The organism is Gilliamella sp. M0320 (assembly GCF_016101635.1).
In the GTDB taxonomy this organism is placed as follows: domain Bacteria; phylum Pseudomonadota; class Gammaproteobacteria; order Enterobacterales; family Orbaceae; genus Gilliamella; species Gilliamella apis.
Genome location: NZ_JACFQD010000001.1, coordinates 553,680 through 569,331, shown reverse-complemented (window position 1 = coordinate 569,331; position 15,652 = coordinate 553,680). Strand labels below are relative to the sequence as shown.

The window sequence follows — 15,652 nt, the reverse complement described above, 5'->3', positions numbered from 1 at the left end:
TTCGCGAAACCATTTGATCATATGACAAGATGTGTATCCACCTTAACTTAATGATTTTTACCAAAATCATTAGGGGATTCATCAGTACATGACGTGGTTTTTCATAAAAATCATTTTGAAAAGAGATCACATCACTTTCAAGTAATCTTAAACTGACATTACCACCATTACGCTCATCCCAGCCTTTAAGCCACATATCGTAAGTGGCTTTGATCATTCCTTTTACAAACCAAGAAGAAAGAATCTGTTGCATTTTATGTTCCTTAAGATCGTTTAGTTAAGACAGTTGTTTCATATTGACGAACCTCATCTAGCCATTGACCACCAACTGGAACTTCATTTAATAAACAGTACTGATCCCAAACTGCTTGCCATGGTAATGATTTTTGTTCTTCTAGTAATGCTAGCCGTGAGGTAAAATCACGATCATGCTCATATTTTTTTAATCTTTCTGTTGGTTCTAATAATGCTTTTAATAAGCATTTTTTCATATTACGAGTACCAATTACCCATGCTGCAATACGGTTAATAGAAGCGTCAAAGAAATCTAGACCAATATGCACACGGTCAAATAGTTTGTTTCGAATGATTTCACTTGCAATATTTTGTGTTTCATCATCAAAAAGCACCACGTGATCACTATCCCAACGAACAGGGCGGCTGACATGAAGTAATAGATGTTCAACAAACGGCATAACTGCAGAAATTTTGTCGGAAATCACTTCCGTTGGATGGAAATGCCCTGCGTCTAGACATAATGCAGTTTTACGTGATGTCGCATAAGCTAGATAAAATTCATTTGAACCAGCGGTATAAGATTCGAGACCAATACCAAACAATTTACTTTCAACCGCATCAATATGATATTTTGGGTCAATTTTTTCACGAATAATTTCATCCAATGATTCAACTAAATGTTGTCTAGGACTAAATTTGTCGACAGTAATATCTTTCATACCATCAGGTAGCCAGATATTCATAACAGAAGGTGTACCTAATTCTTTACCAAAATATTCTGATACTTTACGACATGCTTTGCCGTGTTCTATCCAAAATTGACGAATTTCTGGATTAACATGGGTTAAAGTGCCTTCATTACTTAAAGGATGTGAAAAATAAGTTGGATTAAAATCTAAACCGATTTGATGTTTTTTAGCCCATTTGACCCAATTGGCAAAGTGTTCCGGTTTAACTTCATTACGATCGACTTTTTGATCTGATTCTAAATAAGAAGCATGTAGATTTAGTCGTTTAGGGCCTGGTATAAGGCTAAAGGCTTTATCTAAATCTGCTCTTAATTCATCAGCTGTACGAGCCTTACCAGGATAATTACCAGTTGCTTGAATACCACCAGTTAATTCACCTTCTTGCTTTTCAAAACCACCAACATCATCCCCTTGCCAGCAATGAACTGAAATCGGTAATTTTGCCATTGCTGCTATTGCAGCATCTGTATCTACCCCAATTTCAGCAAATCTTGCTTTAGCGATCTGATAAGCATTTTCAATAGTGTTCATGTAGCACTCCTTAATTAATATAAAAATTTTCAATACAATTTGGTTGATAAAATTTGGTGTCAAAATTCTGTGAAATTAACTGTCTTAATGCATCAATATCCGCAATTTCACCTAATGAAATTAACTGATAGCCAACATTTCCTAATGCCGAAGATTCAATAGGTCCAGCGGTGACATTAACATTGCATAAGTCAGCACATAACTGGTTTAAAAAAGCATTTTGACAACCTCCACCGACAATGTGTAATGTCTTAATAGGATTACCACTCAGTGTCGATAATTCGTGTAATACATCTCGATATAAATGAGCTAGACTGTCAAAAATACATCTGACTAATTGAGGAAGGTTTTCAGGAATTTGACCACTGTTTTCTAAACAAACCTGTTTAATGGTTTCTGTCATGGAGTCCGGATTTAAAAACCGTGGATCATTGGGATTTATAAGAAACGTAAAAGGTTGTTCTTGTTTTGCCGATGCGATTAACTCAATAATATCTTTAACATTATTTTCAGCACAAACCCGTTGAAATAACCATAATCCCATGATGTTTTTTAATACTCGATAATTACCATCTACACCACCTTCATTGGTAATATTGGCTTTTAATGCTTGTTTGCTTATCAGTGGTTGTTTTGATTCCAATCCCATTAATGACCAAGTACCCGAACATAAATAAGCACTATGTAAATTGATGATTGGTGCAGCAATAACCGCACTAGCAGTATCATGACTTGCGACTGCAATTACAGGGATATGATCACCCTTGGCACTTTGCCAATATCCAACTTGATTTCCAGGCTTACTGATATCACCAAACCATTTACGTGGTATACCAAGATAATCAAGTAAATCTTTATCCCAATCTTGAGTCGTCACATTGACAAGTTGTGTGGTGGTTGCATTGGTGTATTCTCGATTTAATACACCGGTTAATCGGTAAATCAGATAATCAGGAATCATGACAAAATCGGTTACTCGTGATAACCATTCTGGTGATTCAAGCATCATTGCCCTAAGTTGATAAAGTGTGTTAAAGGTTAAAAACTGAATTCCAGTTTTTTGATAAATATTTTCTAGACCAATGTCATCTTGTACTTTTGACATAATGTTGTCAGTACGATGATCTCGATAAGAGTAAGTAGGGCCGACAATTTGACCTTGTTTATCAAGCAACACATAATCAACCCCCCATGTATCAATACCGATACTATCGAGTTTGATATCTTGTTGGATAATTTTGTTTAATCCGGTTATGATTTCTTGTTCTAAGTACGTCAAATCCCAACAAAAATTTTTACCATCACTTTTATATCCATTACTAAATCGATGTATCTCAGTTAGTGTTAATTTTCCTGTTTGAGATCGATAACTCGACAACATGACTCTGCCACTTGATGCGCCTAGATCGATTGCAGCAATATATCTATTTGCCATTATAACTACCCTCACTTTTACTAATGAAGACAGTCTAGTGAACTATTTTGATTTACACTTTTAATCGATGGCCATTGTTGAATAAGTTTGGCAAAATTTTTAAAATGCTTGTGATCTGTACCACAAAATAAGAACAAAGGTGGGGTTTTTATACTTTCATAATAAATGTTGATATAATGGTTCATTTAGTAAATAAATTGAGAGCTATTTATGTTAAATCAATTAAAAGCAATAATTCAGTATCTTTTACCTAAACAGTTATTAACCGTTATATTTGGTTGGTTAGCTAATAAACGTTTAGGGAAAGTCACCACATGGATGATTATTGGCTTTTGTAAGCTATACAAAATTGATCTAAGTGAAGCGAAGTTAACTGATGCTAAAGATTATCCAACATTTAATGACTTTTTTGCTCGTGAACTCAATGAAGATGCGAGACCTATTGATCCTTCAGAAAGTTCAATTGTCATGCCGGCAGATGGTGTAATTAGTCAATTCGGTAGTATTCAAGATAATTTATTGTTACAAGCTAAAGGCCATTTTTACTCATTAGAATCTCTGCTTGCTTGTCATCCGGATATGATAAAATTTTTTAAAAATGGCTCTTTTGCTACCACATATTTATCACCTAAAAACTATCATCGTTTTCATATGCCTTGTGATGGTATATTACGTGAAATGATTTATGTACCAGGCTCTCTATTTTCAGTTAACCAAGCTACAACTGAAAGTATTCCAAATATTTTTGCCCGAAATGAACGAGTAATTTGTTTATTTGAAACCGAATTTGGACCAATGGCTCAAATTATGGTAGGCGCGACTATCGTTGGTAGTATTGAATTAAATTGGGAAGGTATAATTACTCCTCCTCGTGATGGTGTAATGAAACGTTGGACATATGCTGGTGAGGTTAAGTTAACAAAAGGTCAAGATATGGGATGTTTTAAATTAGGTTCAACCGTCATCACCTTATTTGCCTCCAACGCAGTTGAATTTGATAGCCATTTAAAACATGGAGATATCACCCGTGTAGGTCAAAAACTAGCCGAAAGGATCTAACGTTATGTTAATGCGTGGTTTTTTGTGTTGGATATTACTGGCTATTTCATGCTTTGCTGTAGCTGAAGAATCAATACCAGTTATTGATAATGAAGATCAACTTGCAGAAGTGATTACTAAACTCGATGAAAAGAATGAAGATCTTCGTCAGAATATGGAGTACCAAAAAACACATTTAACCAGCATTATTAATGAACAAAATAATATTAATACCCAAATTTCACATGTTCAAAATACCCTTGCAACCCTTGCAGAACAAGGTGAATGGCTAAGTTTTTCAACGGCGTTAGGTGAAACTTTGCGCCAACAACTATTGCGATTACCAGAAAAACCTAAGTCACAACCACTTGATGCAGAAATCGCTGAGGCGAAAGTACAACAACTTAATTATTCAAATACCTTAAATGGCTTAGAAAATTATCCAACACTAAGCGTTGCTCTCAGTAATCTTAAATCAGCTAGTCAATATCGACGATTGTTACGCGAACAAAGTGAACTACTTAAAACATTAATTTCAGGAACTGATACCACGATTCTTGAATTAACTAAATTAAAAATTTCCAATAAACAATTAACCAATGCCATTGATGAAGTTAATGATGCGGCGCATCGTTACTTCTTTTGGGTTGCTGATGTTAACCCTATTTCACTTAGTTTTCCTTTAGACTTAGCCAAAGATGTGGTTTATGTCACCGTTTCAATTGATACACTATCACAACTCTACAATGCTAGTTTAGAAGTGCTTAGCGCACCAAAACCACTATTCTTTTTAGTATTATCAATAATGTTTGTATATGTGCATTTTAAAATGCGTGGCAAATACAACACATTTTTAAATAAATCAGCTACTCGAGTCGGTAAAGTCACCCAAGATAGTTATTCTCTGACTTTAAAAGTAATTATTTTTTCATTGATAATGGCATTACCTGTACCTATTTTATGGGCCGCATTAGGTTATGCACTACAAATTAATTGGGATTACCCTGTTGCAGTTGCTTTAGGCTATGGTGTCAATGCCGCAGCACCTATTTTGTGGGTATTCATTATTACGGCACACTTTGCTTCCCCAAATGGATTGTTTATCACTCACTTTGGTTGGGCAAAACAAAATGTTCGTCACGCAATGAAATACTATCAACTATCTGTTTGGGTCGTGATCCCATTAGTTGTCATTGTGATGAGTTTTGATCAGTTTAGTAATCGCCAATTTGCTGCAACTATTGGTCGTATAGCCTTTATTATTCTCTGTTTTGCTTTAGTATTTATGACTAATTCAATTCATAGAGCTGGCGTCCCTCTTTATATTGATAAAAAAGGTTCAGGGGATAACTTATTAAGTCATATTTTGTGGTTTATGCTATTAAGTGCACCTTGGCTAGCCATCATTGCTGCTTGTTTAGGTTATTTGTCGACAGCAGAAGTTTTACTGGGCAGATTAGAAGCCTCAGTCATAATCTGGTTTGGCTTATTAGTTATTTATTTTATGATTCGTCGTTGGATGTGGATACAAAAACGTCGTATTGAATTCGAACGGACTAAACAGCGCCGATTAGAACGAATGCAACGCGCCAAAGGCATCGAAGAAGATATAACTGCAATCAATGATAATGTCGATGAACCTATTATTGATTTAGATGCAATTAGTGCTCAATCATTACAATTAGTCAGATCAATTATTATGCTTATAGCATTAATCAGTATGATCTTACTTTGGTCGGAACTTCATTCGGCTTTTGCCTTTATGAATAATATAAAGCTTTGGGGTACAAGTACTATTATCAATGGCACTGAGATTGAACAACATATCACTCTTGGTGCGGTATGTATCGCTATTTTAGTCATGACCATTACTGTTCAATTAGTTAAAAATCTACCTGCCTTACTTGAGTTAGGCATTTTACAGCATTTAGATTTAGCTCCTGGCACTGGATATGCGATTACCACAGTATCAAAGTACATTATTTTGATGATAGGTTGTATGATTGCTTTTTCATTCATTGGTATAGATTGGGCTAAAATTCAGTGGTTAATTGCTGCACTTGGTGTTGGTTTAGGTTTTGGTCTACAAGAGATCTTTGCTAATTTTATTTCCGGTTTAATTATTTTGTTTGAAAAACCGGTAAGGATTGGTGATACCGTTACGATTCGAGATTTAACTGGTAATATCACTAAAATTAGTACACGAGCTATTACTATAGTCGATTGGGATCGTAAAGAAATTGTCATGCCGAATAAGGCGTTTATCACCGAACAATTAGTCAATTGGTCATTATCCGATTCAATCACTCGTATAGTATTAACCATACCAGCAACCATTGATGCAGATAGTGAACTGGTTATGAAGCTTTTACAACAAGCTTCTGAAGAATGTGAATTTGTACTTAACGATCCAGAACCACAAGTCTTTTTAGTTGATATTCAAGAAGGAATCCAACTGTTTGAATTACGGGTATTTGCGGCAGAAATGGGACATCGAATGAAATTACGCAGTGCAATACATAAACTCATTTTAGATGCTTATCGACGTCATAACTTGACCTTACCATTCCCGCCATTGCAAACGAACTTAGAGGCACTTGGTCGTAAAAGTGGTCGCCGAAGTTACACTATTGGCACAGTTTAGCCAAAAATTGTTTCTAACCATGGCACCCCAAAAGCTCCTGGTGCCAATAGGACAAATGCCCAAATAGGAGCAGAAGCCACATTGGCAATATTGAATTTTGTTGCTGGCATATGCATGGTGCCAGCAATCAAAGGAACGACTGCTCGTAAAGGACCAAAAAATCGGCCAATAAACACCCCAAAAGTCCCATAACGCTGAAAAAACTGTTCAGCACGAAACACTATTTTTGGATATTTATTCAATGGCCATGAAGCAATCACCTGTTGATGATAATGTTTGCCTAACCAGTAAGAAATTAAATCGCCAATAATAGCCCCGCATGATGCAGCAATCAAAACAGGAACAAACGAAATCACTCCAGTTCCAATTAAAGCTCCGGCTCCTAATAAAATTGCTGTAGCAGGAACAAGTAAAGAGATGATAGCTAATGATTCACCAAATGCTAATAAAAAAATAATTGGCAGCGACCACACTTGATGAGTTTCAATAAATTGCATAATAGTATGCGTAATTTCATTTAATGACATAAAGTTGTCAACCATAATTATTTTAGATAGGCTTTATTTTAACACAACAAATATATGATAGTTCTAATTGGACTAATCATTGGTAGAATCTAACAAAATCAACCAACCTAAATATTGGCCTTTTTATTGATACTAAGCTAAGTTATTATATTTAAAATGATAGCTAGATTTAGTCAAACAATTATTTCGAGATAAACCATGACAGTGGGCATTAAAAGCTTTAATGTAAATAAATTTAAACATGGTCAATTACAGCCGTCTGAAGATGATACTGTAGCCACAGAAAAGCCAGTGGCGCTAATTTATAATGGTATTTCTCATGTCGTCATGATGGCAACCCCGAAAGATCTCAATTATTTTGCTATTGGTTTTTCATTAACTGAAAGAATTATAGAATCAGTTAGTGAAATTTATGGCATTGATATTATTGAAACAGTACAAGGTATTGAAGTCCATATTGAACTATCGTCAAGACGTTTTATGCAATTAAAAGAAAAGCGTCGCAATTTAACTGGTCGTACTGGTTGTGGTATTTGTGGTACAGAACAAATAGAGCAAGTTTGTCAATTTACTCAGCCTCTATTATCAAACGATAAAATTCGTTTATCTGATTTTCATCATGCCCTTGATTATCTAACGCAAGTTCAAACTGTTGGAGGACAAACCGGTTGTACGCATGCGGCTGTATGGTTGGATTTAACCGGTAATTTTATTGCTGGATTTGAAGATATCGGCAGACATGTTGCATTAGATAAATTGTTAGGTTATCGAGCAAAAATACAACAAGAAACTAAGCAAAACATACAAGGAATAATTCTTGTTTCTAGCCGAGCTAGTTATGAAATGGTACAAAAAACAGCTCGTTGTGGTGTAGAAATTCTATTTGCCGTATCAGCAGCAACGACAATGGCAATTGAACTAGCCAAACAAAGTAATTTAACTTTAGTTGGTTTTTTTAGAAACACCCAAGGAGTAATTTATACCGATAGTGAACGAATCACTGAGAAATAGGCTATCAATAATAAATTCAGACTAAACAATTATTTTACATAACCAATAAAATAATTAATCATTCAATTTATTGATTTTTCATATAAAAATAAATTTAGTTCAATATATATTATTTCACACCTTTCTTTATTTATCGAAGATCATCATAATATACGCCGAAAATAAGAACAACTTTGTTTTTATTATATATTCTTTTTTAAATGATTGTTCTATTTTTAATCAATTATCAGTTATTGATATTATAAATAATTTTACATAACTGATTAGTAATCATAATGATTTTCTTGAATTTAAAATTAAATCATTAGTAAAAAAGTTTCTTAAATAATGATTTTTAATCGTGTTATCAATTAAGCGTATACTTAAATTTGAAAGGATAGTGTCATGCATCAAACAGCAGATATACAACAAGCAGTAAACTATATTCAACAACAAACAGATAAAAAACCTACAATCGGAATTATACTTGGATCTGGTTTAGGCCCTTTTGCCGATACTCTTGAAGATGCAGTACATATTCCTTATGACAATATCCCTCATTTTGCCAAATCTGCTGCTGTCGGTCATGCTAATGAATTAGTTATTGGTAACTGTGGCGATAAAACCGTTGTTGCCATGAAAGGGCGCTTTCATTACTACGAAGGATTTTCATTAGATCAAGTTACCTTCCCTGTTCGGGTAATGAAAATGCTTGGCGTAGAAAAACTTATCATTACCAATGCCTGTGGTGCGGTTAATACCAGCTTTAAACCGGGTGATTTAATGATAATTACAGATCACATTAATTTAACCGCTAATAACCCATTAATGGGGCCGAATAATCCTGAATTAGGTGTACGTTTTCTTGATGTAAGCGAAGTATACAATAAACAATTACGCGCAACTGTTAGCGAAGTTGCTAAAGAACTTAATATCACGTTACAACAAGGTGTTTATGCATGGTGGACTGGTCCGACTTATGAAACGCCAGCAGAAATTAGAATGATTAGAGTATTAGGTGCTGATGCTGTTGGTATGTCAACCGTTCCAGAAGCAATCATTGCTCATCATTCAGGTATTAAAACTATCGGAATCTCATGTTTAACCAATATGGCTTGTGGCATTTTAGATCAACCTTTAGGTCATGAAGAAGTTATTGAAACCGCTGAACGAGTTAAATCAACTTTCTTACAATTGATTACTAAAACAATTGCTCGTTTTTAGTTTTTAATAAGTAATTCTAAAAAGTAATTTTTTATAATTTTATATTAGCAGTTCACTTTATTTTGGATATAAATAATGAACATAAAACATAGATTACAAGTCATGATGTTTTTCCAATATTTTATTTGGGGAAGCTGGTTAACAACTTTTGGTATTTATTTGATCAATACGTTGAATTTTTCTGGTTATGACGTTGGTTTGGTTTACAGTACTAAAGGCTTTGCTGCATTAATTATGCCGTTTATTATTGGTATTATTGCCGATAAATTTATTCCACCTAAATACTTATTTATGCTTTGTCATACTATTTGTGCTATTGCGTTATTTTATGCAGCCTCAGTAACAACACCAAATCAACTGTATTGGGTGATGCTGGTTAATGCAATGGCTTTTATGCCAACTATAGCATTATCTAATTCATTAAGTTATCACTGTTTAGATAAAAGTAATTTAGACACTGTTACGGTATTCCCAAAAATCCGTGTTTTTGGAACTGTAGGTTTTATTATCGCAATGTGGACCATCAGTTTACTAAAATTCGATATAAGCAATGCCCAACTCTATATTGCTTGTGGGGCTTCCATTATTTTAGTTATCTATAGTGCGACATTACCCAATATTGGAATCACCAAAAACCAACAACAATCATGGATTTCACGTTTAGGTTTAGATGCATTTGTGTTATTTAAAAAACCAGTAATGTTGATATTTTTTCTGTTTTCGATGTTGTTAGGCGCTATATTACAAATTACTAATACCTTTGGTGGTGCGTTTTTAAAAGATTTTGGCAGAATTGCCGAATTTCAAGACAGCATAATTGTTCAACATCCAGCGATATTATTATCTGTATCGCAAATGGCTGAAGTTGCTTTTATTTTGACTATTCCGTATTTTCTTAACAAATTTGGCATAAAGAAAGTCATAATGATCAGCTTAATTGCCTGGACACTTAGATTTGGCTTCTTTGCCTATGGTGATCCAACACCATTTGGTTTTGTATTATTGATGCTATCAATGATTGTATATGGTTGTGCATTTGACTTCTTTAATATCTCAGGCTCCATCTTTATTGAAAAAGAAGTTAATGCTAATATACGTGCTAGTGCCCAAGGGTTATTTATGACCATGGTTAATGGTATCGGTGCGATTATAGGTTCATTTATTAGTGGTATTGTGGTTGATATCAATACACATGATGGATTAAAAGATTGGCACTCAATATGGTTAAGTTTTGCTGCTTACGCATTAGTTTTAGGTATAGTATTTTATTTTACCTTTAATTATGATCAACATAAAATCGAATCTGCGAAGTAATAACTTATCAATATAAATAAGGGATAACCCATCCCTTATTTATCCTCTGTTTTTTTGAGTATTCCCATACCGTAAAAATAGTGACATAAAGCCACAAGATATTTCTTGTTGGTTATAATTTTTATGTGCCAATAATTGACGGCACATATAGTTTTAAAAGTAATGAGATTTAGTTATGAAAGAAAAATTTTTAGGTGGTTTATTAGTTTTTTTAGGCGCTTGTAGCTTCGGCGTTCTCTCTTCTATTGTCAAGACCGCTTATAAATCAGGTTATACACTTGACCAAGTGACCGGAGTTCAATGTTTCTTAGGTATGCTGATACTATGGGGGATCCATTTTATAGTAAAAGCTACCAATAAAAATAAAGTAACGAATAAACACAAAAAAAGCTCAACTAAAAAATGGCATGTATGTGCCGTTGGTATATTTCCCGGTTTAGTTGGGATTTGTTATTATCAATGCGTGCAATTGGTTCCTGCATCTATTGCTATTATTTTGCTTATGCAATATTTATGGATAAGTGTAATTATTGATTTTGTTATTTTTAAAAATAAACCAACGCCTATTCAGTTAGTGACAATCATTACAATTATCATTGGTAGTTGTTTAGCCGCAGGTATATTCAATCAAACTATTAAGTTGAATTTAACGGGTTGTTTATTTGGCTTTTTAGCTGCTTTAATGTATTCGCTTTTTATTACCACTAGTAGCAATATTGGTAACGAATTACCAAAATTAGAAAAAAGTGCACTCATGATAACCGGAGCTTGTATTGTCACCTTTATTATTTTTCCACCACTATTTTTCTTTGAATTAAATATTGATGATAAAATTTACCAATTAGGTTTCTTACTGGCATTATTAGGTACTGTCTTACCACCTTTTTTATTCTCGGTAGGTATTCCAAAAATTGGCATCTCATTAAGTGCTATTTTATCAGCAGCAGAACTTCCCGTTGCGGTAACATGCTCTTATTTCTATTTGAGAGAATCGGTATATTTAAACCAATGGATTGGGGTGATCATTATTTTGTTGGCAATTGCCTTACCTAATTTAAAACACCTGAAAAAATAATAATCCTGCAATGTATTAAGTGTAGTAATAAAATTACTGCACTTAATTGTCTGTATCATAATTACTCTTGTACATGGCTTTTAAGCCATTGTACAAAAACATCTATTTTAGGATTATATCTTTCATGTGAGCGGCAAATATAATAACGCTGTGCACATGGTGCTTCCATATCTAAAAAAGGGGCTATCAGCTGACCCGATTCAAGATATTTTTTGATAGTCTGCTTTCTACCAATGGCAATTCCTGCATTATTGATTGCAGCAGCAATGACATGGTCTGAACGATCGAATAACAAATTTTGCATTTTAATAAAATCAAAAGATAACGAAAAGTAATTTGCCCATGTGCACCATTCATCAAAACTAAAATCTAGCATATCACCTGAATTATAATGTAATAAAATACATTTTTTTAAATTTTCGATATTGCAAAGTAGATTAAATTGCTTAGCATAATCAGGGGTACATACCGGAATAAGTGTTTCACTAATTAAATGTTCACAATTTAATTCATCATAATGCAAAGAATCATAATAGATTGCTAAATCAACTGGATATTGGTTGAAATTAATAGGTGTATTTCCTGATATCATATTCAAATTGATATGCGGATAAGATTCTGTAAATTGCGATACTTTAGGGATCAAATATTCTTGAATAAAAGAGGGACAAGAGTAGATCGTGATAGCGCCGGTAACATCCTTATTTTTAATATCGACAATTTCTTGATTTAAAATACTTAATGATTTTTTAACCACAGCAAATAAATTCTTACCATCATTGGTCAAAGTTATTCTTCGGTGAAATCGGTTAAATAATTTAAAGTTGAGTTCTTCTTCAAGTTTATTAATTTGATGACTCACAGCACTAGGACTAATACAGAGTTCTTCAGCGGCAGAAGCAAAAGATAAATGGCGAGCGGCAGACTCAAACGTATGTAACTTCGATAATTGATAACGATTAATAAAACGGCTACTATTTGATACTTTATCTTCACTATTCATTTGCAGTGATCCCAAAGAACACTATAAAAGATCATTCGACTAATCTAATCTATTACCGTTCGGAAAGCCACTATTTTTTATCAGGTTAATGTGACGTCTATGTTGCAACAATTTAGCTCATGCAAAGTTAACAATAGATCATTTGTCAAATACTAGACAAAAAAAACAAAAAATACTAGTATTTATTACTGTAAAAAGTGTAGTATTAGCTAAGGCATTAGAGAAAAGTAATCTATATTTTTTATAAGTTTTAATATCTATAAAATAAAGTCTTTACCGTGGTTGATATAATTTGTTATTTAGTACATTTAGTAAAATGACACAAATGAAGTAATGTTATCTGTAGGTATTGAAAAGTTTATTGATCGTCTCAATATCATAATTGATATTCTAAATTAAGAATGATTAGCGTTGCTTTGATAAGAATAAGTTGTTTTTCAAAAGATATTTTTAGTAGCGTAATAACATAAAATTAAGTCCGAAATGATAATTTAATAAAGTCTATCCTTTTTTTAGTGAACGTTTTCCAGAAGATTTGATACTTCTAAAATGGACTTATATCAACCAATGATTGGCATTCGAGGTATCAATATATCTCAAATCTAAATCATCATCCTAAGACATGCAGTTTATTATTATAGATTAATAACTTAATAAACAAGCATATTAAGATTTCTCTAATTTATCTTAAACCAATTAATAAAAGCTACATAGTTATTACTATATGTATTATAGATATAGTAAATATTAACCAAAGCTATGTATTTTAATAATATTTAGACAACAGGAGGCACAGCAAAATAGTAGGTTTAAAACAAGCTATTAAATAGCATGTTAGTCTTATTTATATCGTAACAAGATGATTTTTTCTTAAATCATTGGTTTTAATAGTCAGTAGTAAATAGCAGTATAGTAACAGTCTTAGTTGTTTTGTATGTGTAAACATAAAGTTAAACAGATATGCCTTGACAATAATGAGTATTAACACTGTTTTATTGTCAAATTTATTGTTCTATTTTTACCCTGAATTAAAAGGAAGTTACAGAATGAAGACATATAAAAAACCATTATTTACCTTAGTGCATAGCAATGATGCTATACCTGAGCATAAAACCTTAGCGTATCTTGACCCAACATTAAATGATTATACAGATCATATTGATGAAATTATTAATTTACGTATTAAGGAATTGAAACTTCACCATTCTGAATATAGGGAATATCATGATGATAAACAAAATAATAAGTCAGGTTTTTCTTTTATTTTTCAAGAAATATTTGAATCAGAACATCATAAAAAACAAATTGGTATGTTGAAAGATGAGATCTTAATTGCCAAAGAATCAAATAGAGTAAAGAAATTGCTGAATGATCGTTTAAAGGAATTTGCCAAGTTTTACCCTGAAATACAATTTAACTTGAACAATGTTCAATCCCTACCAACCAGATTTAAAGATTACCTTTTCGCTCCACCCTTAGTCTTAACTGAAGATAATACTATTATGCTTTGGGATGACTAAAAAAAACTTAACAATAATTAATAAGACAAAATCTACAGTATTGACATACTGTAGATTTTTAATTTAAGTCTTCTAAATAATGTTAACTATTAAATGCACTTTCACCATGACTATTGATATCAAGTCCTTCACGTTCATGCTCTTCAGATACCCGTAAACCAACACTAAAATCAGCAATTTTATACGCAATATAAGCAATGATTGCCGTCCAAATTACACAAGTGATAACACTCATTAACTGTATACCTTCTTGACTTGTCATAGTGATGCCATCGGCATAACCTGTTCCACCTAATGACTCAGAAGCAAAGACCCCAGTTAATAGACAACCAACAATACCACATACACCATGTACACCAAATACATCACAGGTATCATCAACTTTTAAAATCCTTTTTAAAGATGAAACTCCCCAAACTCCAGCTACCCCACAAATAAGACCGATTAACATTGCTCCACCGACACCAACAAATCCTGCTGCTGGAGTGATACCCACTAATCCAGCAATCACGCCTGATGCTGCGCCCAAACATGATGGTTTACCTCGTAATATCCATTCGGCAAATGACCACGCTAAAACAGCGGCAGCAGTTGCGGCAACGGTATTAATAAAAGCTAAACCAGCAATTTCATCAGCATGTGTTGACGATCCGGCATTGAAACCAAACCAACCGATATATAATATGGCTGCACCTAAATAAACATAAGGTAAGTTAAACGGTTTTAATGGTTCTCGATTGTAACCAATACGATTTTTAAGCATATAGGCACCGAGTAAACCAGCAACAGCGGCATTGATATGTACCACAGTACCACCAGCAAAATCCAATGCGCCTTCATCACCAAGAATTCCACCACCCCAAACCATATGAGCCATCGGAATATATGAGAAAGTGAACCATAACACCATAAAGATAAGAACTGCTGAAAAACGAATTCTTTCGGCAAAGGCCCCCAAGATTAAACAGCAAGTGATGCAAGCAAAAGAACCTTGAAATGCAATCCAGATCATTTCATAGATCGAACCAGAAACATCAGTAATACCGACATTAGCCAATAAAAAATGGTCAAAATTACCAAAAAACCAGTTACCTTCACCAAAGGCTAAAGAGTAGCCATAAGCTATCCATAACACAGCAATCAACGAAAATGTCACTAATACTTGCGATAACATGGATAAAACGTTTTTAGATCTTAATAAGCCACCGTAAAAAAGTGCAATACCTGGTACTGACATAAATAAAACTAATGCGGTACAAATCATCATAAAACCATTATCAGCTTTATCTGCAACTACTATTTCATCGGCAAACACTGGACTAGCTAAAGCCAATCCGAAACAAAGAATAAATTTTTTCAACATAA

11 protein-coding genes and 2 pseudogenes are annotated in these 15,652 nt (G+C 33.5%); 7 read left to right on the top strand and 6 right to left on the bottom strand.

Annotation, left to right across the window (positions count from 1 at the left end; genetic code table 11):
- The 3 genes and pseudogenes from H3T83_RS02535 to rhaB form a co-directional block, all read right to left on the bottom strand.
- Positions 1-253, bottom strand: a pseudogene (locus H3T83_RS02535) (class II aldolase/adducin family protein); the annotation flags it as partial.
- A 10-nt stretch (positions 254-263) separates the two neighbouring features.
- Entirely contained in the window at positions 264-1,517 is a 1,254-nt protein-coding gene (locus H3T83_RS02530; RefSeq protein WP_110447524.1) for an L-rhamnose isomerase, read from the bottom strand.
- Between the two features lie 10 nt (positions 1,518-1,527).
- On the bottom strand, positions 1,528-2,952 hold the full coding sequence (rhaB, locus tag H3T83_RS02525; protein WP_198214985.1) for a rhamnulokinase: 1,425 nt from the start codon (positions 2,950-2,952) through the stop codon (positions 1,528-1,530).
- A 210-nt stretch (positions 2,953-3,162) separates the two neighbouring features.
- On the opposite strand from rhaB, the pseudogene asd reads away from it, so the two are divergent.
- Together asd and mscM are read left to right on the top strand one after the other, a co-directional pair.
- Positions 3,163-4,008, top strand: a pseudogene (gene asd / locus H3T83_RS02520) (archaetidylserine decarboxylase); the annotation flags it as partial.
- 7 nt (positions 4,009-4,015) lie between these two features.
- On the top strand, positions 4,016-6,634 hold the full coding sequence (gene mscM / locus H3T83_RS02515) for a miniconductance mechanosensitive channel MscM (protein ID WP_198214984.1): 2,619 nt from the start codon (positions 4,016-4,018) through the stop codon (positions 6,632-6,634).
- On the opposite strand, the gene H3T83_RS02510 is transcribed toward mscM, so the two are convergent.
- Positions 6,631-7,161 (bottom strand): DedA family protein, encoded by a 531-nt coding sequence (locus tag H3T83_RS02510; protein WP_086365467.1) that lies wholly within the window; start codon positions 7,159-7,161, stop codon positions 6,631-6,633. The two genes, mscM and H3T83_RS02510, sit on opposite strands and share 4 nt — an antisense overlap.
- A 198-nt stretch (positions 7,162-7,359) precedes the next feature.
- Here H3T83_RS02510 and fdhD point away from each other — a divergent pair, with 198 nt between their 5' ends.
- From fdhD to H3T83_RS02490, 4 genes are all read left to right on the top strand, one after another.
- Positions 7,360-8,172, top strand: a complete 813-nt coding sequence (gene fdhD / locus H3T83_RS02505; protein WP_198214983.1) for a formate dehydrogenase accessory sulfurtransferase FdhD — start codon at positions 7,360-7,362, stop codon at positions 8,170-8,172.
- 384 nt (positions 8,173-8,556) lie between these two features.
- Positions 8,557-9,375: a purine-nucleoside phosphorylase gene (locus H3T83_RS02500; protein WP_086365465.1), complete on the top strand. Its 819-nt coding sequence runs from the start codon at positions 8,557-8,559 to the stop codon at positions 9,373-9,375.
- A 75-nt stretch (positions 9,376-9,450) separates the two neighbouring features.
- Positions 9,451-10,689, top strand: a complete 1,239-nt coding sequence (locus H3T83_RS02495; RefSeq protein WP_198214982.1) for a nucleoside permease — start codon at positions 9,451-9,453, stop codon at positions 10,687-10,689.
- 175 nt (positions 10,690-10,864) lie between these two features.
- A complete protein-coding gene (locus H3T83_RS02490) occupies positions 10,865-11,764 on the top strand; it encodes a DMT family transporter (RefSeq protein ID WP_198214981.1) in 900 nt (299 codons plus the stop codon).
- Positions 11,765-11,825: 61 nt separating this feature from the next.
- Here H3T83_RS02490 and dsdC read toward each other — a convergent pair whose 3' ends face one another.
- Complete coding sequence (gene dsdC / locus H3T83_RS02485; RefSeq protein WP_065651816.1) at positions 11,826-12,767, bottom strand: DNA-binding transcriptional regulator DsdC; 942 nt, start codon at positions 12,765-12,767, stop codon at positions 11,826-11,828.
- Positions 12,768-13,813: 1,046 nt separating this feature from the next.
- Between dsdC and H3T83_RS02480 the strand changes: the two genes are divergently transcribed.
- Positions 13,814-14,287 (top strand): hypothetical protein, encoded by a 474-nt coding sequence (locus H3T83_RS02480; protein WP_065613356.1) that lies wholly within the window; start codon positions 13,814-13,816, stop codon positions 14,285-14,287.
- An 82-nt stretch (positions 14,288-14,369) separates the two neighbouring features.
- On the opposite strand, the gene amtB is transcribed toward H3T83_RS02480, so the two are convergent.
- Positions 14,370-15,650: an ammonium transporter AmtB gene (amtB, locus tag H3T83_RS02475; RefSeq protein WP_198214980.1), complete on the bottom strand. Its 1,281-nt coding sequence runs from the start codon at positions 15,648-15,650 to the stop codon at positions 14,370-14,372.
- Between the last annotated feature and the right edge of the window lie 2 nt (positions 15,651-15,652).

Excerpts from the sequence above, each read along its gene's own strand:
- fdhD (WP_198214983.1), top strand. The coding sequence starts at position 7,360 with ATGACAGTGGGCATTAAAAGCTTTAATGTAAATAAATTTAAACATGGT.
- H3T83_RS02495 (WP_198214982.1), top strand. The coding sequence starts at position 9,451 with ATGAACATAAAACATAGATTACAAGTCATGATGTTTTTCCAATATTTT.
- H3T83_RS02510 (WP_086365467.1), bottom strand. The coding sequence starts at position 7,161 with ATGTCATTAAATGAAATTACGCATACTATTATGCAATTTATTGAAACT.
- H3T83_RS02490 (WP_198214981.1), top strand. The coding sequence starts at position 10,865 with ATGAAAGAAAAATTTTTAGGTGGTTTATTAGTTTTTTTAGGCGCTTGT.
- dsdC (WP_065651816.1), bottom strand. The coding sequence starts at position 12,767 with ATGAATAGTGAAGATAAAGTATCAAATAGTAGCCGTTTTATTAATCGT.
- amtB (WP_198214980.1), bottom strand. The coding sequence starts at position 15,650 with ATGTTGAAAAAATTTATTCTTTGTTTCGGATTGGCTTTAGCTAGTCCA.
- H3T83_RS02480 (WP_065613356.1), top strand. The coding sequence starts at position 13,814 with ATGAAGACATATAAAAAACCATTATTTACCTTAGTGCATAGCAATGAT.
- H3T83_RS02530 (WP_110447524.1), bottom strand. The coding sequence starts at position 1,517 with ATGAACACTATTGAAAATGCTTATCAGATCGCTAAAGCAAGATTTGCT.
- mscM (WP_198214984.1), top strand. The coding sequence starts at position 4,016 with ATGTTAATGCGTGGTTTTTTGTGTTGGATATTACTGGCTATTTCATGC.
- H3T83_RS02500 (WP_086365465.1), top strand. The coding sequence starts at position 8,557 with ATGCATCAAACAGCAGATATACAACAAGCAGTAAACTATATTCAACAA.
- rhaB (WP_198214985.1), bottom strand. The coding sequence starts at position 2,952 with ATGGCAAATAGATATATTGCTGCAATCGATCTAGGCGCATCAAGTGGC.